Raw genomic sequence first — 19,087 nt, 5'->3', positions numbered from 1 at the left:
TCGCGAAAATTCATGTCACCGGTGACATGGACATACGCGACACCCTTCGCGCCGCGCCTGCGAGAAGCCCGTATCGGACCGGAAGGTACCGTCTCTGAACTGGGTCGATACGCAATCTCGCGATTTTCTGCGCCGACGCAACCGGGCTGGGGTACCGTCCATGACACCGATGACATACGCGGGCTCGGTTGAGCCGATGACATCGATGACATGACCATTCGGAGACAGTGAAGGTAGACCCCCATGGCGAAGTTCGACGGCCGGAAGATTTTGGTGACAGGTGCCAGCGGAGGCATCGGCTCGGCGACTGTGCGGCGGTTGGTGGCCGACGGTGCCGACGTCGTCGCGGCGGGCCAATCGGTCGATGCACTGAACAAACTGGCTGACGAGACCGGCGCAACGCCCCTGGCCTTCGATCTGACCTCCGAGGACAGCGTCCGCGAGGCTGTCGAAGGCCTCGAGCTGTACGGCGTGGTGAATTGCGCAGGATTCGGCGGCGAGATCGCCACACCTCAGGACACCGACATCTCGATCTTCGACAAGGTCATCGCCATCAACGCGCGCGGCGCACTGTTGGTCATCAAGTACACCGTCCCGGCCATGATCGCCGCAGGCACCGGTGCCATCGTCAACGTCTCGAGCCAGGCCAGCCTGGTCGCCCTCACCGGCCACATCTCGTACGGCTCCTCGAAAGCCGCCCTGGACAACATCACTCGAGTCTCCGCACTCGAGCTCGGCCGACACGGAATTCGAGTCAACGGTGTCAACCCGACGGTCGTGATGACAGAGATGTCTGCGTTCTACTGGGGTCGCCCCGAGATCGAGGAGCCGTTCCTGGCACAGATGCCGCTGGGAAGGTGGGCCACCGAAGACGAGATTGCCGCGCCGATTGCGTTCCTGCTGAGCGATGATGCTTCCATGGTGACCGGAGTGTCGTTGCCAGTCGATGGCGGCTACACCAGTCGCTGACGAGACGATGACGAGCAGACGGGGGTAGATCATGACCACCATGCAAGACGTCGCGGCGCTGGCCAAGGTCAGCGCCAAGACCGTCTCACGGGTCTACAACAACGACCCTCACGTCGACCCCGATACTCGTGCCCGCGTCACCGAGGCCTTGAATTCGCTGAACTACGTGCCCAATACGATGGCCACGTCGTTTCGCAACGGTCAGGCGGCAGCCATCGGAGTGGCCGTACCCGATATCGACGATCCTTTCTTCTCCTCCATCGCGCGCGCGGTGGAGGAACGAGCGCGACAGGACGACATGGCCGTTCTGGTCACCAGCCTCGGTCACGACGGCGATCAGGAACAGGCTCTGGTGGAGTCGCTGCTGCGTAGGCAATTGAGTGGCTTGATCATCGCGCCGACCGGTGCACACCACTCCTATCTGGAGCGGTGGATCGACAAGACCCCCACGGTGTTCGTCGATCGGGCTCCCGACGGACTCAAGGCAGACAGCTTCGTCGACGACGATCACGGCGGGGCGGTGTTGGCCACCGACCACCTCCTCGATCTGGGACATACCCGCATCGCGGTCATAGGCGACAGCGCCGGCATACCGACCAGCCGAAACCGGCTCGAGGGGTATCGGGAATCGTTGCACGCACACGGAATCGACTTCGACGACGCTCTCGTCGCTCTGGGTGTGTTGGACCGCGAGGATGCCCGCGTGGCATTGACCGACCTGACCGCGCTCGAAAGTCCGCCTACCGCACTGTTTCTGTCCAACGCACGAGTGGCGATGGCATGTGTGCCGGTTCTGCAACAGATGAATTTGCTGCATCTGGCGTTCGTCGGGTTCGGCGATTTTCCCCTTGCCGACGCAGTGATGCCCCCGGTGACGGTGATCGATCAGAATCCCGCCCGCCTCGGCCGGTTGGCCATCGAGCGACTACTGGGACGGATCGAGAATCCGAGCAAGCGCTACAAGCGCCGCAACATTCTCGGCGTCGAGCTGATCGAGCGTCGATCCTGCACGCCCGGAACCGATCACCGCTGCGACTGATCCTGGAGCGCGTGCGCAACCAGATCGACTTGCAGTGGGGTCGACAGTTCGGCATCGACCCGCAGATGGGGAACGAGTGGCTTGGCCGCCGGGGCGTCCACCGGCCGATGGGCATCACGCTCCGCCCCACGCGCAGCGCGCCTGTGCGCCAACAGCTCCGGCGACCCGTCGACGTGCACGACCAACGTTGCAGCGGGGGCCATGTGCGAGACCAGTCGCTCCCACTCCGCGCCTGCCGTCAATTCGCGGGTGAACGGTGCGACCAGAACGGGACGCTGACCGATGTCCACGAGGTCACGCGCAGCGGCGAGCAGTACGGCGTATCGGCCGACTCGGATGCGTTCCGAGTGTGGGCCCGCACTGTTCCAATGCGGACCGTCCAGCAACGAATCCAGTTCGTCGAGAAGCGGATTGGTGAGTGTGTCCAAGTCGAGCAGAGCCGTACCGAACCGTCTCGCCAGCTCCCTCCCGAGAGTCGTCTTGCCGCTTCCCGCAGCACCCGCGACGACAAGCACCGGCAGCCGTTCGCGATCGATCACGGAGATGTCTTGACAGACATGAGTCATAGAGGGAATCATACAAGACAACGTTGTCTCGCATAGTTGATACCGCGAGCACACTCCTCCGATCGAGAGTTCACGTGACCGAGCGCGCCAGCATCAAAGACGTCGCCGCATTGGCAGGCGTCAGCTTCAAGACCGTCTCACGCGTCGTCAACGGCGTGGACACGGTCTTGCCGGAGTTGCGCGAGCGCGTCGAGGCCGCGGTCCAGACGCTCAACTACGTTCCCAACTCCGCTGCTCGGTCACTGAAATCAGGATCCGGCAACACGATCGGCATCATCGTCGACTCCATCGACGACGTCTTCTTCGCCTCCCTGGTCAGTGCCGTCGAGGATCGCGCGCTCGAACACGGCCTTGCGGTCATCGTCGGCAGCACCGGGTTCGATGCCCAGCGCGAGCGGGATCAGCTGGCCCTGCTCGCCGGACAGCACGTGCGGGGCATCATTCTCGCGCCGGTAGGCGATCACAGCGACTTCCTCGTGCCTCGGCGTCGAACGTTGCCCACGGTGACCATCGACCGGTCGATCTCGGGATTCGATTCGGTCATTGTGGACGATTACGGTGCCGCCAAGTGCGCCGTCGAGAAGTTGGTGGCAAGCGGACACACTCGAATTGCATTGCTCGGCTTCGACGATCGACTGCAGACCGCCCAGTTGCGCCGGCAGGCGTACCTCGACGTTCTCGCAGACCTCGGACAGAAGCCCGAGGCCGCTCTCGCTCCCCCGGTGTCCCACGCCGCGGACTCGGTGCGGCCCGTCGTCAAGAAGCTACTGGCACTGCGCAACCCGCCGACCGCCTTCTTCGTCGCCAATGCACGACATGCCACGGCCGTGGTGTCGGTGCTGCACGAAATAGACCGCACCGATGTCGCGATGGTGTCGTTCGGTAATTTCTCGCTCGCCGACGCCGTCAGCCCGTCGGTGACGTGCATAGACCAAGACCCATATCGCATCGGCACCCTCGCGTTCGATCGCCTGGTGCAGTGTTTCGACGATCCGTATCTCGAACCGGAGCAACAGGTAGCGCCGACCACGCTGGTGGAAAGACTCTCGCATGCCCTCCCCCTACCCGTACAGAAATGAGACCAACTCCGTGAACCCCAGACTTGTTGCGGGACTGGACCTCGGAAGCACCGGCGTCAAAGTACTCGTCACCGACGATGCCGGCACCGAACTGCTCATCGAGCAGAGTCCAACACCGTGGCGGCACGGCCCGGGCGGAACCACCGACCTCGCCGCAGAGGACTTGCTGGCCACCATCGGGCAGTTGCTCGACGCCGTCGCGCGTCGGCTGCCCGACGTCACCGGCGATCCGGCCGCCCGCATCGACGCCATCGCAGTGTCCGGGATGGGCGAGACGGGCTTTCTTCTCGATGGAGACAACGTTGTCCGCGCGCCGGCCTTCGCGTGGTTCGATCCGCGCGGTCAGCAGCAGGTCGACAACCTGCCGACCGAATTGCGCGATCAGTTCGCAGGCAAGACCGGGCTTCCCGTCGGCGTACAGGTCTCGGTGGTCAAGATCGCACACCTTCGCGACAACGGACTGAGCTTGAACGGGCTTCGCTGGTTCAACCTGCCGGAGTTCGTCGTACTGTCCCTCGGCGGTCGGCCGGTGGCCGATTACTCGCTGAGTTCGCGCACCGGACTACTCGATCAGGACAGCGGCGAACCCTGGTCGGAGATGTTGGCGCACTTGGGCGTCGGAGCCGATTTCATTCCGCCCTTGGTCGATGCAGGAACCGACCTCGGAACCGCCGACGCGGCAACTCTTCCCGAGTCCATCGCCGGCGCGCGCCTCACTGTGGCCGGTCACGACCATCTCGTGTCCGCAGTGTCCGGCGGAGCGATCCCTCACGATCGGTACCACGTGTCGATGGGCACCGCCGAGGTTCTGCTGCGGGTACTCGACGCTCCGTTGACCACAGCCGCGCGAAGCAGGCTCGCCGAGCATCTCATCAACTCGGTTCGCCACGTGGTGCCGGGTCAACACGTACTCGTTGCCGGGGTCAAGACCGGTTTGCTGATGCGACGGGCATTGCAGCTGTGCGACATCAACGATCGAGCCGGTCGCGATCTACTGGATCAGCGAGTGTGCGCTCTGCCCGCGGGTGGGCCGTTCACCGATGGCGGTCTCGACATCGCGGGTGCCCGCAACGACGACGGCGTTCTGTCCATCACGGTCCGTACCGACGGGATCGATTCGGCCGAGCTGTTCCGTTCGATTCTGTTGCACGGCAACGACGAAGTGGCTCGACTCATCGAGGCACTCGACGCCGAGGTGCCGCCCGCCAGGACGACGTTGCTCACCGGCGGCTGGGCCGGGATGGCCAGCGTGCGAGACGCGCGAGCTCAGGTGCTGCCCGGCGTCTCGGTCTCGACCCGCTCCCAGGACACCGCCTACGGGGCAGCATTGTTCGCTGCCCGCCTACTGGCGCTCATAGAAACCTGAGCCCACATTTCTGCAGTGAGACAACGTTGTCCCACTTGCGCTCGACCCCAACACCCACCAGGAGAAGAAGATGAACGAACTCACCACCCTCGAACGTCGCGGAATGGCTGCCATCTCCACCCCAGACGGCAACATGCTCATCGTCGCCGGAGATCAGCGCAACGGCATGAAGGCCGTCATGAAGGACGCCGTCGACGGACCGGGCTCGATCACAGTCGAGCAGCTCGCCGAAGCCAAGGCCGATCTGGTGCGCTACCTCGGCAATCACGCACCGGCGATCCTGCTGGACCCGGAGGTGGCACTGCCGAAGATCGTCGACGACGGTGTGCTCTCGCGCAACACCGCACTGGTGGTCGGTATGGATGCGTCGGGCTTCGAGGAGACCGACGGTCTGCGCTACACCCGCTTCGTCGACGGTGTCACTCCGCGCGTCGTGCGTGATCTCGGCGGCGACGTCGCCAAGATGCTCTTCTACATGCGCCCCGAGCAGCAGGGGGTCGATTCCCGTGTGGCCGAGGAGATCCGCGATCTCGTCAAGGCATGCTCCGCCGAGGGTCTGCTGCTCATCGTCGAGATCCTGACCTACCAGCTCGAGGGCGAGTCCGACGAGGACTACAAGGCCGGCTTCGGCAGGATCATCGCCGACTCCACGCGCATCTCGGTCGAGTGCGGCGCCAAGGTACTCAAGCTCCCCTACCCCGGCTCGGCCGATGCTTGCAAGGCCGTTACCGAAGCGGCACAGGGTGTTCCGTGGGCCGTGCTCTCGGCAGGCGTCGATCACGAGACGTTCATCGAGCAGGTCCGCATCGCCGTCGCCAACGGTGCCCGCGGAGCGATGGCAGGCCGGTCACTGTGGAAGGACAGCATGGCTGTCTCCGCCGAGACCCGCGAGGACCTTCTCACCAACCGCGCACTGCCCCGGCTGCGTGAGCTGAACGAGGCTGTCGACGCCTGATTCGCGTCCTTCGACCGAGCCCGAACTCGCCGTTCGGGCTCGGTCGACGCCAGGTGGGTAGCGTGAAACCCATGAACGACGTCTCGAAGCACATCGACATCATCGCCGCGCCCGGTGTGTTCGCCGATCCCACCACCGCGCAGGAACTGGTGGCCAGGGCTCTCGACGCACGCGGGCTGTCCGGCGGAATCGTCGACGCCGCAACCGGATCCGACGAGGTCATCGTTGTTCCCGGCGACAGAATCCCCGTCGATGCGTCGTCGTACAGCAGTGCGGTTCGAGTCGACCTCGGGCAGTGCGCACCGGACAGATCTCCGGGCATCCGCGCTCACATTCGCGGCCGCGGACTCGACGGGCTGCGCTTCGCGATCGACAGTGTGTATTTTCACCGCTTCCATCCCGGCACGATCGTGAACTACGGGGAGCACCCGGAGCAACGCGCCGAATTGCGCGTGCCGGGCGGTGCTGGCCCCTTTCCCGTTGCCGTGCTCGTTCACGGTGGGTATTGGCGTTCGCGCTGGGAGTTCGACCTGATGGACGCGATGGCCGTCGATCTGACGGAGCGCGGCTTCGCGACCTGGAACGTCGAATACCGTCGCCCCGACGAGCACGAGTGGGATGCCACGACCGGAGATGTCGCATCCGCGCTCGCAGCGTTGGCGACGGCACCCGGCGATCTGGATCTGTCTCGCGTCGTTCTGTTCGGCCATTCGGCGGGCGGTCAACTCGCACTGCGAGTAGCGGCCGATTCCGTGGGACAGCCGGTCACAACTGCCCTTGCGGTCAGCCTCGCCGGTGTACTCGATCTGAGGGTCGGCGACGAGCGCTGGCTCGGCGAGGGCGCGGTATCGAATGCGATCGGTGCGCGATTCGCCGGTGCGCAGGAGACGTACGAGGCATCCTCTCCGATCTCGAGGCTTCCGCTCGGTGTCCCGCATCTGGTGGTCAGTGCGGTTTCCGATGACCCCAACTTGCTCGAGATCAGTAGGGCGTACTACGCCGCCGCTGCGGCCGGCCCGGATTCGGTTGCCTACCTCGAAGGACCGGGTGGTCACTTCGCGGTCATCGATCCCACGTCGGCCATCTATCGGGACACCGTTCGCGAGGTCGATGCCCGAATCCGAGGTACCCGAGACCACGCGTCCGAGTAAGTCCGTATCGTGCATGGTGTGACGCGCAGCACAACGACGTGTAGGCCGAGACTTCAGGAGCGAGATCGATGAAGAGCACCATGCAGGACACCCCACTGTCCATCGGCCAGCTGGTTCGATTCGGGACCTCCATTCACTCCTCGGCCGAGATCACCACCTGGACCGACAGTGGCCCCACTACGGTGACCTTCGGAGAATTGGGCAGGCGGGCAGCACAACTGGCGCACGGTCTACGGTCGATCGGCATCGACGACGATCAGCGCGTCGGCACGTTCATGTGGAACAACGCCCCGCACATGGAGGCCTACATGGCGATTCCTGCGATGGGCGCGGTGCTGCACACGCTGAACATTCGACTCTTTCCCGAGCAGCTCACGTACATCGTCAATCATGCCGAGGATCAGGTGATCATCGCCGACGCGAGCCTGCTCCCCCTGCTGACGCCCCTGTTGCCGACCTTCGAGACCTTGCGTCATCTCATCGTGGTCGGGGTCGACCCGGCGCAGGTCACTGCGCCCGACGGTATCGAAGTACTGGGCTACGAGGACTTGCTGGCGGGTCAGCCGGAAGAATTCGACTGGCCTGAGCTCGACGAACGGTCCGCTGCCGCAATGTGTTACACCTCGGGCACCACCGGCGATCCCAAGGGCGTCGTGTACTCGCATCGGTCGATCTATCTGCACTCGATGCAGGGCTGCATGACCGACGCCATGGCAATTGCGCAGTCCGACAAAGTGTTGGCCATTGTGCCGATGTTCCACGCGATGTCGTGGGGACTGCCCTATTCGGCGTTGATGGTCGGTGCGTCCCTGATCATGCCGGACAGATTTCTGCAGCCGGCTCCGTTGGCCGAGATGATGTCGACGCTGCGGCCGACGGCCGCTGCCGCGGTTCCGACGATCTGGCAGGCCCTGCTCGTGCATCTGGAGGATCACCCGGCGGATCTGTCGAGTCTGCGCGATGTGGTGGTCGGCGGCAGCGCGTGCCCGCCGAGTCTGATGCGGGCATTCCACGACAAGTACGGCGTGCACATCTCCCAGGCATGGGGCATGACCGAGACTTCGCCACTGGGCACCTCCGGCAAGCCCGACGCCGACCTGTCCCCGGAGGACGAGTTCGACTTGCGTTGCACCCAAGGACGATTCGTCGCCGGAGTGCGAGCACGACTCGTCGGCGATGCCGGTGAGGTGTTGCCGTGGGACGGCAAGACCGTCGGCGAACTCGAAGTGCGTGGCCCGTGGATCACCGGCAGCTACTACCGCGCCGATGCGGACGACAAGTTCGACGACGGTTGGCTGCGCACCGGTGACGTGGGCACCATCTCCGAAGGCGGCTACCTAAGACTGACCGACCGCACCAAAGACATCATCAAATCCGGTGGCGAATGGATCTCGTCGGTGGAACTCGAGAACCAGGTGATGGGCCACCCGTCCGTGCGTGAGGCCGCGGTGATCGGTGTGCCGGACGCGAAGTGGGACGAGCGGCCTCTGGTGGCCGTCGTTGTCCGCGAGGGTGCTTCGGTGACGGCAGAGGAGCTCAAAGAGTTCCTCGACAGTCGCGTCGCGCATTGGCAGTTGCCGGAGCGTTGGACCTTCATCGACGAGGTCCCGAAAACCAGCGTCGGCAAATACGACAAGAAGAGGCTGCGGAGCTCACACGCAGACGGAGCGTTGGACGTCATCGAGCTGGTGTGACGCGACACCCATCACCGTCAGCGCGCGAGCGAGTGCGCCGGCCCCAACGAGGCGAGAGTCATGTCGGCAACGCGTTCCAACTGAGCGCGAGATGCCCCGTCTCGCGCGCGCTGCGACATGCCCTGAATGATCACGCCGATGAATTCGGCTACATCGACGGCATCCCACGACACGGGCAACACCCCGTCGGCAACGTTGTCGGAGATCCGCTTCGCCAGTAGTGACACGTTGGCATTGCGCATGTCGCGCAATCGATCTGCGATGGTCTGGTTGGCTTCGGTGACACCGACGGCCGAGCTGATGATCAGGCAGCCGCCCGGACAGGACTCATCGGTGTAGTGCGCCGCCGCGTCGTACAGCAGCCTCGAAATGAGCGTGGCGGCATGGGGTTCCTCGGCGAATGCTCGGTCCATGAAGTCTCCGCTCGTGGCGAGGTAGCGATCCACCGCCGCGAAGAACAAACCCTCCTTGCCACCGAACGCGCTGTAGAGACTCGGCGGGTTGATGCTCATAGCGCTCGTCAGCATCGAGACAGAGGTCCCCTCGTACCCGTGTTGCCAGAACACGAGCATTGCCTGATCCAGCGCGGTCTCGACATCGAATTTCCGCCCTTGACCCGGCACGCCTGCCATAGACCCTCCTGTGTTTCGTCACAACCGTTTCCCGCAGTTGTGATCTAGTCTACTCCTGTAGCGATCGATAAACGAATACCCTACGCTCCAGTAAGAACCTCGGTTCGCCACAGCACGGCAGAGAGTGAACACAGCCCGAGAGTGCACATCACCGTCCAGGGGGATACACATGCGTAGTGCCGCTTCATTCAAGCTCGGACTCAGTCACAGTGCAGACACCGACTCGGCGTGGAAAGTCCAAGCAGTCAAGCAGATCGAATACCACGTCCTTGCCGCGCGGGATCTGTTTGCGCCGAACAACACTCAGCTCTTGGACGGTTGCAGCGCAGCACCGTTGACCCATGGAGACAGGCGCCTCATCGTCATCGACACCAATGTCGATCGCATACATGGCGATCGCATCAGAAAATACTTCGAGCACCACGGCGTGACCGCATCGTTCGTGGCCATGCGTGCCGACGAAGCGGTGAAGGAGTGGAGCTCGGTCATCCGAGTTGTCGACGCCATGAACGGGTTCGGTATCGACCGACGCCGAGAGCCGGTCATCGCCATCGGCGGCGGAGTGTTGCTCGACGTCGTCGGATTCGCCGCGAGCGTCTATCGGCGCGGTACCCCGTACATCAGAATTCCCACCACTCTCATCGGTCTCGTCGACGCCGGAGTGGGCGTCAAGACGGGCGTCAATTACGGCATGGGCAAGAACCGCCTCGGAACGTACGCCCCGGCCATCGCTACCTATGTGGATCGTGCATTCCTGCGCACCCTCGACGACCGGCACCTGTCCAACGGCCTCGCCGAGATCCTGAAGATGGCGTTGATCAAGTCGATCGATCTGTTCGAGCTGCTCGAGACGTACGGCCAACGCCTGATCGGCGACAACTTTCAGGGTTCTTCTGCCGAACTCGACACTGCTGCAAAACAAGTCATTGCCGAGTCGATCCACCTCATGCTCGAAGAGCTGCAACCCAATCTGTGGGAGTCCTGCCTCGAGCGGTGCGTGGACTACGGCCACACATTCTCACCGACACTCGAGATGGAAGCGCTGCCCGCTCTGCTGCACGGCGAGGCCGTCAGCATCGACATGGCACTCACCTCCGCGCTGGGATTCCTGCGCGGGAGCCTCAGCGGTGACGACCTCGATCGCATCCTGACGGTGATGAAGCAGCTCGGCCTCCCCGTATGGAACGAGGTGTTGTCCAGAAAGGGCGTACTCGACGTCGCACTCGCAGACACCGTTCGCCATCGTGACGGACGTCAGCGACTGCCGCTCCCTGTCGGCATCGGGGGACACCATTTCGCCAACGACGTGACGCAGGACGAGATCGCGTCCGCGCTGTCTCTCCTCGCGCGGAAGAACACCGGGCTTCTGACGGGCGACGTCTCGGTGACGAAGGTCGCGTCATGAAGTGGGAGAGCCTGTACATCGAGGGCTTCGGCTCCTATCTGCCCGAAGCTCGAGTGCAGGCAGCCGATATGATCGAGGAAGGGCGGTTCGAGGAAGTCGAACATCAGAAGACCGGGCAGATATCGGCGGCGGTCTCGAACCCGGAACTCGGCGAGACCGCACCGGACATGGCCATCCTGGCGGGCCGAGCTGCGCTGCAGGACAGCGGAATCAACAGTGATGACATCGATCTACTCGTCCACGCGGTCGTCCTGCACAACGGCCTGGAGGCCTGGAACTGCGGTGCCTACATCCAGAACGAACTCGGCATCGACGACTGCCTGCCCATCGAGATTCGCACCGCATGCGCAGGCGCGATCGTGGGCATGGAGATGATCGGTCGCTGGTTCGACGGACGCGGCAAGGGGCTGGTGACCGCGTCCGACGCGTGGCGCATGCCGCTCTTCGACCGGTGGAAGTCCGACAGTGGACTGGTCTACGGAGACGGTGCAGCTGCCGCCGTCGTCGGACCCGATCCCGGCCCCTTCCGCGTGCTGTCCACATCAGTGGTGACCGATGCACACCTCGAGCAGATGCACCGCGGCCACGACAGACTGGACATGCCGGTCTACGGCACCGACGGTCCCATCGATCTACGCGCGCGCGTCGGCGGGTTCACCCAGACGCACACCATCGACGAGTTCTGGTCTCGCAATGCGGCCGCCCTGAGTCGTTGCGCCGAAACGGCGTTGGGCGACTCGTCGACCCATCACGGTGAGATAGCCCGGTGGATCGTGCCCAACTTCGGCAATGTGCTGCTCCGAAAGCAGTGCTTCGAGCCTCTCAAGATCAGACCCGATCAGACGCTGGTCGAGCTCGGTCGCACGATCGGCCACACCGGTGCCGCAGACCCACTGCTCGGCCTCGACCTGCTTCGCCGCACCGAAACAGTGCAGCCCGGCGACCGAATCATGCTCACCGGCATCGGTGTCGGGTTCACCTGGGGATGCGCAGTAGTCGAATACACCGGCCACGACAACACCACGAAGGGATAGTGAAATGGTCACCGAGACACGCCACGAAGCGCCCGCTGTCAACGCGAACGCGGCCATCATCTGGATGCTGCTCGCAGTATTCGGGGTGGGAACCGTCGAATACCTCGTCGCCGGAGTTCTGCCGGACATCTCCTCCGATGTCGGCGTAGGCAATTCGACTGCAGGACTGCTGATCACGATCTACGCCGTCACAGTCGTCATCGGCGGACCACTGCTCACCATCGCCACCACCCGTGTTCCTCGAACACCTCTCGTCGCCGCATTGATGGCCCTGTTCGTCATCGGCAACATCGGAACCGCGCTGGCCCCGAACTTCGCGACACTCGTGATATTCCGCGTCATCACCGCCCTCCCCCACGCCACGTTCTTCGCACTTTGCCTGGTGTTGGCAACCTCGTTGGTGGAGCCGGAGTTTCAGGGCCGCGTGATCGCTCGAGTGACGCTCGGTCTCAACCTGGCCACCGTCCTCGGCGTTCCGCTGGGCACGCTGATCGGCTCGCAGCTGGGTTGGCGCTGGTCTTTCGCCATCGTCGCCCTGTTCCAGTTGTTCGTCACCGCTGCGTTGATCGCCTCGACTCGGAACGCCGCGCCCTCGCACCAGACCGGCAGTGTCGCCTCGGAACTGAGTGTGTTCACGCGCGGCCCGGTGTTGTGGGCAATCGGTCTCACCGCCCTGAGCCAGGCTGCCTTGTTCGTGGTGTTCACCTACATCTCGCCGTACCTCACAGATCACGCAGGCATCTCCGCGTCCACCGTCACCATTGTGCTGTTCGTCTTCGGCGTCGGCTCGGTGGTCGGCAATCAGCTCGGCGGCTACTTCGCGGACAAAGCTCTGGACAAGACGCTCTACACGGCATTGACGGCCCTGGCGGTCTCCCTGGTCGTACTGTTCCTCTTCGGTGGCACACCGTGGTTCGCATTCGCGTGGATGTTCGTTCTCGGTGCAGCGGGATTCTCCATCATTCCGCCGCTGGCGTCGAAACTGATCGGCGCGGCCAGTGAAGCTCCCCACCTCGCAGCCACCGTCAACATCGCCGGATTCCAACTCGCGAACGCAGCGGGGGCCTGGATCGGCTCCATCGCCCTGTCCGGCGGCACCAGTGTCTCGGTCCTTCCTGCCATCGGAGCTGCTCTCGCCGTCGGTGCCGTGGTATTGCTGTTCGTCAGTCGTCGCGCGTCGCGGGTGGCCGGATGAGAGCCGCCGTGATCGACGCGCCGCATTCGGTATCGATCGTCGAGCTCGACGCCCCCGTCTGCGGCCCGGACGACGTCGTCGTCGCAATCTCCTACGTCGGACTGTGCGGCACGGATCTGGAACTGCTGCACGGCACATCCTCGTACCTGACCGATGGGAAGACGACCTTTCCACACCACTTCGGACACGAGTGGGTCGGAGTCGTCGACCGGACCGGCAGCGGCGTGCGCGACCTCGAGACAGGTGACTCCGTCACCGGCAGCACCATGCTCTTCTGCCAGTCCTGCACCGCCTGCGGATCGGGCAAACGTAACCAGTGTTCGGACCTCCGGGAGGTAGGACTGTACGAACACGGCGGCGCAGCAGCACAATTCCTCGTCATGCCCCGCCGCGCCGTGGTCTCGCTCGGTCGCGTGCCCGCCGCACCGGAACACGTCCTGATCGAACCGCTGGTCACCGTGCTCGAGGCCGTCGACGCGGCGTCGGTGTCTCCGGGCGATCGGATCCTCGTTCTCGGCGCGGGAACCATCGGAAGTCTCGCGGTGGCCATGCTGTCTCGATACCCCGTCACCGTCGACGTTCTCGAACCGCGATGCGTCGAACACCTCGGCGCGAGCGCAGTGACTCGGAGCTACACCGAGGCAGGTGACCTCAGCGGGCCGTACGACGTCGTCGTGGAGGCATCGGGCGGCGTCGGCGCGCTGAGCACGGCGATCGGCGTACTGCGCCCCGGCGGTAAGTGCATTCTCGTGGGCGTCGCCGCACACTCGGAGTCCATCGATCCCGGAGCGGTCGCTCTGGCGGGAATCTCGATCATCGGAATACGTCACGGTGTCGATCACTATCGCCGTGCAGCAGCGCTCTTTCCGCTGATTCGTCCCGCACTGGCGGCGCTCATCGACAGTGTGGTCCCGATGTCCGATGTCAAAGCGGCATTCGATCGCCTCGAAAGCCGCAGAACGCGACCGAAGGTGGTGATCGCAGTTGAGTAGGCCCGGCTACACCGTCGTCACCGGCGCGAGCAGCGGAATAGGTCGCGCGATCGCGCTGGCGCTCGCGAACGAGGGGCACAATCTGATCCTCGGGTACGGAAACGGTGCAGATCGAATCAGCCGACTGGTGGACGACATTCGAGCCTCGTATCCCGTCGACGCGACTGCGCTCCAACTCGATCTGCGTGACGCGCGTGCCACGGTCGCCGCGGTCGAGGGCGCGGTGAGCGAGCTCGGTGAGATCCGATGCCTGATCAACAATGCCGGGGTCAACGACCGGTCGTCGGCCGATGCGCTCGATATCCAACGGATGGAGGACGTCCTGGCGATCAACACCGTCACTCCACTCGCGTTGGCATCGGCGGTCGGTCGCCGCATGATCTCCGACGGTATCGCGGGGTCGATCGTCAACATCACCTCCGTTCACGATTCGATCCCGATCACCGGCGGCGCGATCTACTGCGCCAGCAAGGCAGCACTGGCGGCGTCGGGGAAGGTGCTCGCGCTCGAATTCGCGCGGCACGGTGTCCGCGTCAATTCGGTAGCTCCCGGAGAAACCGCAACCGCGATGAACGGCGTCGCCGACGAATCGTCGTACGCGAACATTGCGCGTCCGGCCATTCCCATGGGAAGGCCTGCCGGAGTGAACGAAGTAGCCGCGGCCGCAGTTTTTCTCGCCGGATCGGCTTCGAGCTATCTCACCGGCACCACCATCACCGTGGACGGTGGACTCGTACTGACCGCCGCCGAGGAGAACGCACGATATGCGGGCGAACTGGTCCCTGCCGCCCGACGAGAGGACATTGCATGAAAGCCGTGATCATCACCGCCAAAGGTGATCCCGATGTACTGACTGTTGCCGACATCGACGAACCCACGGCGGGGCCCGGCGACATCACCGTCTCGGTGGCCGCGGCCGCCGTCAATCCTGTCGACCTCAAAACCCGCTCGGGATTCCTGCCCATCGACTTGACGTTTCCCGCAGTTCTCGGTTGGGATGTCTCGGGAACGGTCATCGACGTCGGACAGTCGGTGACTCGGTTTGCACCGGGCGACACCGTCATCGGCATGATTGCGCAGCCGGCACATCGCTTCGGCACGTACAGCGAGCGCGTTGTCGCCGACGAGTCGTTGTTCGCACATGCACCCACCGGTATCTCTCTCGAACATGCGGCAGCAATCCCGCTCGCGGCCCTCACTGCGGTGCAACAGCTCGACAAGATCAGCCTCGCAGCACAATCCACGGTTCTGGTGACCGGCGCTGCAGGAGCGGTGGGCCGCATCGCGTCAGCGATCTTGCTCAGCCGCGGTCATCGAGTGGACGCCGTCGCGCGAGAATCCGACACCGAGAATTTGCTCGCTCTCGGCGCAGGGCAGGTATTCACCAAGCCTGTCGATCTGCAACAAGGGAGGTACGACGCCGTCGTCGACACCGCAGGCGTAGTGGAGACCATCGACTCCGTGCGCGACGGCGGTGCCTATGTCTCGATCGAGGACGGTGATCAACCGGAACTTCAGCGCGGCATCACGCCGGGTAAGAGCTACGTGAACGAGGACGGACCGGGTCTCGATGAGTTCGTCTCGCTCGTCTCCGCGGGCACGATCACCGTCCCGGTCGCGCACGAATTCGGATTCGACGAAGCATCGCAGGCTCATTCCCTGCTCGCAGCCGGTGGAACACGAGGAAAGGTACTGCTGATCCCATGACCGTCATCTCGAATATCGACACATCCCTCGCCACGATCGGAATCACCGTCCCCGACGCACACGAGGCCGCCGACTTCGTCGCATCGCTCCTGGGTGCGACGGCCACCGACGGTGCCTCGGTGCCGGTCTCGGGCCACACAACCGTCGAGTTCACGTCCTCGGCCGACGCGGATCAGACCCCGCCGCGGCTGGTGGACGTCGGCACCAATCACCTGTGCTTCACAGTCGGCGACATCGACGCTGCAGCGAGCTACCTTGGTGCGCGCGGTGATGTTTCGGTCCTCGGCGATGTGATCACCGTGCCGGAGGGTCCGATTGCCGGCAACAGGTGGATCTACTTCAGATCTCCGTGGGGCACCCTGTTCGAGTTGCAGCAGTGGCCCGAGACGCCGACCTATTTCGGCGACACCGACGCCCGTTTGCATCACCGACGCGAGGATATTCCGTCCGCGCTACTGCCGACGTGCAGAGGACTCGACCACTCCGGATACAGCGTCACAGATCTCGATGCCACCATTGCTCGGCTGGTGTCCTCGCACTCCGCAACCGAGGTGCTCCGCACCGAGATCGAAGCGAACCGCGAGTTCATGCTTGCGCAGTTCGATCTGGATGTGGCCGGAACCTCCCGGATGGCCATGGTGTCGGTCGGTGAACTCAACATCGAATTGTTCGAGCACCGCGTCGGGCGCAAGCACGGCGCGCGGTCGCTGACCTCGAACGGAGGAAACTTCTTGACTCTTCCTACTGCTCAGAACAACTCCGGTTCCGTTCGACTGTTTCCCGGTGCGCTGTGAAATACGGAATCAATCTCCCGAACTTCGGACCGCAGATCGATCCGGACGGAATCCTCGCGTGGGCACGGACTGCCGAATCCGCCGGTTTCGACAACATCTTGCTCTCGGATCACGTGGTGCTCACCGACGACGCCCATGTCCGCTCCCCCGCACCGTTCTACGAATGCCTGTCGACGCTGTCGTGGCTCGCGGGTCAGACCGAATCGATTCGCCTCGGCAGCGGGGTACTGATCGGCAGCCACCGTCATCCGACGTATCTCGCTCATGCCACCGCAACGATCGACCGTCTCAGCGGTGGGCGACTCATCGTCGGAGTCGGCGTCGGTTGGACGGCCCAGGCATTCGACGTGCTGGGCGTCCCGTTCCACCGTCGGGGTCGATTGACCGACGCCACGCTCGAAACTCTGCGTGCGGCATGGTTGTCGGAGACGTACGAGACTGCAGGAGCAAGTGGCACGCCTCGCCGAGTACACGGCGGACCGCTGCCGGTGCAGGCCCCACATCCGCCGCTGTGGATCGGCGGCAACGGTCCCGCCGCACTCGACCGGGCAAACACCCTCGGTACCGGTTGGCATCCCCTGCACCCATCGCGGCAACTGTGCGTCGCGGGATCCCGCGCACTCGACGAAGGCAAGGAGTTCGTTCCGAGGATCTACTTCCTCCCCACCGATACTCCGGTGCAGTCGACCAACCGTCCCCTCGGGTACGGGACCGTGGAACAGATCCGCGCCGACATCGAGTTTCTCACCGAATTGGGCACCGAGACCGTGGTTCTCGACACCGATCCGGGCGACCAAAGACTGCGCCGGTCCACCGATCACGATCTCGAACTCGTCCGATACGCCGGCGACGTGCTGGGAATGCGTGCGGAGGCAACGGTATGAGTCTGCAGTCCAGTCGGATTCGTCGATCAGTCACCGCTACCGCATTCCTGTTCGACATGGATGGGACGCTGGTCGATTCGCACGCGTCGATCGAGGCGGTGTGGTTCGAGTTCGCCGAGCGTCACGGAGTCGACAAGGCGGTGATGGCCAAGGCACTACCGGGGCGGTTGGCCGCCGACATCATTCTCCGTGTCCTCGGACCCACGGCCGATCTGCGCGCGGCACTCCGATGGATTCGAGAGCGCGAGCACCAGAGTCCGGTGCCGGTTCGGCCTATCGCCGGTACAAAGGAGTTTCTCGCGTCGGTGCCTCGGGACCGGTGGGCGGTGGTGACGTCGGCGTCGCGCTCGATGATGGTGCGACGTCTCACCGCGGCCGGCCTTCCGACGCCGAACGTTGCTGTCTGCGCCGAGGACGTGGCCGTCGGCAAGCCCGATCCCGAGGGATTTCTCTCTGCCGCACAGCAGTTGGGTGTCTCCATCGAGTCGTGCGTCGTCTTCGAGGACGCAGACGCCGGTATAGCCGCAGCTCACGCGGCGGGCGCGCGGTGCATCGCGATCGGCAACGAGTCCGGTCCGCAGGTTGCCCGAGTCGACGACTTCGAGTCGTTGCGGGTCGCGGTGCACGACGGGGCGCTGGTGGTCGATGTGGAACCGGTGCCGTGAGCACAATCGTCTCGGTCGATCTCGGCGGGACGTGGTTGCGCATTCGCCACGGTCACACGACCGCGCGGCTGCCGTCACCCAGCGCACTCAGACAGCCCGATACGTCGCCCGACGACCTACTGCAACAACTGGTGGATACCCTCGATCGTCATGTGCCACAGGGTGCTGCGGCCAACATTTCGTGTGGCGCTGCGCTCGACGAACAGAACGGAATTGCACTCGGTTCCGGGCCTCTGTGGGGCGGAGCGCCGACCGGTGAGATTCCACTGCTCCACGTCCTGTCCTCCCGTCGACCCGATGTGCGATGGAGGCTGGTCAACGACGTGACGGCCGGGTTGGCGTCGTTCGCGCTCCGGTTCGCTCGACCTACCGATCGTCACATCGCCTACCTCACGATCAGCAGCGGAATCGCGGCGCGCACTGCGCTTCTCACGGAGAGGACCATCCCGGTCGACCACCGAGGTCTACAGGGCGAGGTCGGTCATCTCCGAGCATCGAGCTCCGCTCCAGAAGCAGTACGGACGTTGCGCTGCGCGTGCGGAGGAATCGGTCACGTCTCGTCCATCTCGTCCGGTCCCGCAGTGCAGGCGGTGGCGCACGCGCTCGACATACGCTACGACGTCGATACCTTCGCCGCGTCGTTGGCGACCGACGATGCAGACGCGACCCGGCTGCTGCGCACAGTGGTGGAACCGATCGCCGAGTTGATAAGAACCATGCTCGCGCTCGACCCACGGTTGGACCGCATCGGAATCGGAGGTGGCGTAGCCGAGGGGCTGTGCGAGTTCTATCGACGTGAGCTCGAGGGGCAACTCGTGGAGACGCGCTCGTACGCCGATTCCCTCACCTCGGAGCGTGTCGCCGAGATCATCTATCTCTGCAAGCCCGGCGACATCGACACCCTGGCCGGTGCCGACGCCATCGCCGACGGTTATCTGCGCGTGACCAAGATCTGAAAGA

General features: G+C 64.1%; 19 protein-coding genes. 17 read left to right on the top strand and 2 right to left on the bottom strand.

The genetic code is table 11. The features are described from left to right. Positions 1-243 precede the first annotated feature (243 nt). Together O4220_RS21175 and O4220_RS21170 are read left to right on the top strand one after the other, a co-directional pair. Positions 244-969 carry an SDR family oxidoreductase gene (locus O4220_RS21175; RefSeq protein ID WP_269607450.1) on the top strand — a complete coding sequence of 242 codons (726 nt, stop codon included), beginning with the start codon at positions 244-246 and terminating at the stop codon, positions 967-969. A gap of 31 nt (positions 970-1,000) precedes the next feature. Next, positions 1,001-2,008 carry a LacI family DNA-binding transcriptional regulator gene (locus O4220_RS21170; protein ID WP_269607448.1) on the top strand — a complete coding sequence of 336 codons (1,008 nt, stop codon included), beginning with the start codon at positions 1,001-1,003 and terminating at the stop codon, positions 2,006-2,008. On the opposite strand, the gene O4220_RS21165 is transcribed toward O4220_RS21170, so the two are convergent. Next, positions 1,993-2,574: an AAA family ATPase gene (locus O4220_RS21165; RefSeq protein WP_269607447.1), complete on the bottom strand. Its 582-nt coding sequence runs from the start codon at positions 2,572-2,574 to the stop codon at positions 1,993-1,995. The genes O4220_RS21170 and O4220_RS21165 overlap by 16 nt on opposite strands. A gap of 74 nt (positions 2,575-2,648) precedes the next feature. Here O4220_RS21165 and O4220_RS21160 point away from each other — a divergent pair, with 74 nt between their 5' ends. The 5 genes from O4220_RS21160 (at position 2,649) to O4220_RS21140 (ending at position 8,819) form a co-directional block, all read left to right on the top strand. Further along, the gene (locus tag O4220_RS21160) at positions 2,649-3,653 is read left to right on the top strand and encodes a LacI family DNA-binding transcriptional regulator (RefSeq protein ID WP_269607446.1); all 1,005 of its coding nucleotides are present in this window, start codon (positions 2,649-2,651) and stop codon (positions 3,651-3,653) included. Positions 3,654-3,663: 10 nt separating this feature from the next. Beyond that, positions 3,664-5,019: an FGGY-family carbohydrate kinase gene (locus tag O4220_RS21155; RefSeq protein WP_269607445.1), complete on the top strand. Its 1,356-nt coding sequence runs from the start codon at positions 3,664-3,666 to the stop codon at positions 5,017-5,019. A 70-nt stretch (positions 5,020-5,089) separates the two neighbouring features. Then, positions 5,090-5,974, top strand: a complete 885-nt coding sequence (locus O4220_RS21150) for a hypothetical protein (protein ID WP_269607444.1) — start codon at positions 5,090-5,092, stop codon at positions 5,972-5,974. A 71-nt stretch (positions 5,975-6,045) separates the two neighbouring features. Further along, positions 6,046-7,125 carry an alpha/beta hydrolase gene (locus tag O4220_RS21145; protein ID WP_269607443.1) on the top strand — a complete coding sequence of 360 codons (1,080 nt, stop codon included), beginning with the start codon at positions 6,046-6,048 and terminating at the stop codon, positions 7,123-7,125. Between the two features lie 68 nt (positions 7,126-7,193). Beyond that, a complete protein-coding gene (locus tag O4220_RS21140; RefSeq protein ID WP_269607442.1) occupies positions 7,194-8,819 on the top strand; it encodes a long-chain fatty acid--CoA ligase in 1,626 nt (541 codons plus the stop codon). A gap of 17 nt (positions 8,820-8,836) precedes the next feature. Here O4220_RS21140 and O4220_RS21135 read toward each other — a convergent pair whose 3' ends face one another. Continuing rightward, on the bottom strand, positions 8,837-9,451 hold the full coding sequence (locus tag O4220_RS21135; RefSeq protein WP_269607441.1) for a TetR/AcrR family transcriptional regulator: 615 nt from the start codon (positions 9,449-9,451) through the stop codon (positions 8,837-8,839). A gap of 169 nt (positions 9,452-9,620) precedes the next feature. Here O4220_RS21135 and O4220_RS21130 point away from each other — a divergent pair, with 169 nt between their 5' ends. Genes O4220_RS21130 through O4220_RS21085 form a run of 10 tightly spaced genes read left to right on the top strand, consistent with a single transcriptional unit; the run spans position 9,621 to position 19,083 of the window. Further along, the gene (locus O4220_RS21130; protein ID WP_269607440.1) at positions 9,621-10,856 is read left to right on the top strand and encodes a sedoheptulose 7-phosphate cyclase; all 1,236 of its coding nucleotides are present in this window, start codon (positions 9,621-9,623) and stop codon (positions 10,854-10,856) included. After that, positions 10,853-11,890 (top strand): 3-oxoacyl-ACP synthase III family protein, encoded by a 1,038-nt coding sequence (locus O4220_RS21125; protein WP_269607439.1) that lies wholly within the window; start codon positions 10,853-10,855, stop codon positions 11,888-11,890. Before O4220_RS21130 ends, O4220_RS21125 begins: the two co-directional genes overlap by 4 nt. Before the next feature lie 4 nt (positions 11,891-11,894). Further along, positions 11,895-13,085 (top strand): MFS transporter, encoded by a 1,191-nt coding sequence (locus O4220_RS21120; protein ID WP_269607438.1) that lies wholly within the window; start codon positions 11,895-11,897, stop codon positions 13,083-13,085. Further along, the gene (locus O4220_RS21115) at positions 13,082-14,077 is read left to right on the top strand and encodes a zinc-dependent alcohol dehydrogenase (protein ID WP_269607437.1); all 996 of its coding nucleotides are present in this window, start codon (positions 13,082-13,084) and stop codon (positions 14,075-14,077) included. The genes O4220_RS21120 and O4220_RS21115 overlap by 4 nt, the downstream gene beginning before the upstream one ends. Then, positions 14,070-14,888, top strand: a complete 819-nt coding sequence (locus tag O4220_RS21110; protein ID WP_269607434.1) for an SDR family NAD(P)-dependent oxidoreductase — start codon at positions 14,070-14,072, stop codon at positions 14,886-14,888. The genes O4220_RS21115 and O4220_RS21110 overlap by 8 nt, the downstream gene beginning before the upstream one ends. Then, entirely contained in the window at positions 14,885-15,784 is a 900-nt protein-coding gene (locus O4220_RS21105; RefSeq protein WP_269607433.1) for an NADP-dependent oxidoreductase, read from the top strand. Before O4220_RS21110 ends, O4220_RS21105 begins: the two co-directional genes overlap by 4 nt. Continuing rightward, positions 15,781-16,578 (top strand): VOC family protein, encoded by a 798-nt coding sequence (locus O4220_RS21100; RefSeq protein WP_269607432.1) that lies wholly within the window; start codon positions 15,781-15,783, stop codon positions 16,576-16,578. Before O4220_RS21105 ends, O4220_RS21100 begins: the two co-directional genes overlap by 4 nt. After that, complete coding sequence (locus O4220_RS21095; protein ID WP_269607431.1) at positions 16,575-17,462, top strand: TIGR03619 family F420-dependent LLM class oxidoreductase; 888 nt, start codon at positions 16,575-16,577, stop codon at positions 17,460-17,462. Before O4220_RS21100 ends, O4220_RS21095 begins: the two co-directional genes overlap by 4 nt. Beyond that, positions 17,459-18,127 (top strand): HAD-IA family hydrolase, encoded by a 669-nt coding sequence (locus O4220_RS21090; protein WP_269607430.1) that lies wholly within the window; start codon positions 17,459-17,461, stop codon positions 18,125-18,127. Before O4220_RS21095 ends, O4220_RS21090 begins: the two co-directional genes overlap by 4 nt. Continuing rightward, the gene (locus tag O4220_RS21085; protein ID WP_269607429.1) at positions 18,124-19,083 is read left to right on the top strand and encodes an ROK family protein; all 960 of its coding nucleotides are present in this window, start codon (positions 18,124-18,126) and stop codon (positions 19,081-19,083) included. Before O4220_RS21090 ends, O4220_RS21085 begins: the two co-directional genes overlap by 4 nt. Positions 19,084-19,087 lie beyond the last annotated feature (4 nt).

Origin of the sequence: Rhodococcus ruber, from assembly GCF_027270735.1 — a bacterium.
In the GTDB taxonomy this organism is placed as follows: Bacteria; Actinomycetota; Actinomycetes; order Mycobacteriales; family Mycobacteriaceae; genus Rhodococcoides; species Rhodococcoides rubrum_A.
The sequence above is the reverse complement of the archived record's forward strand: the minus strand, read 5'-3'. Positions and strand labels throughout refer to the sequence as shown.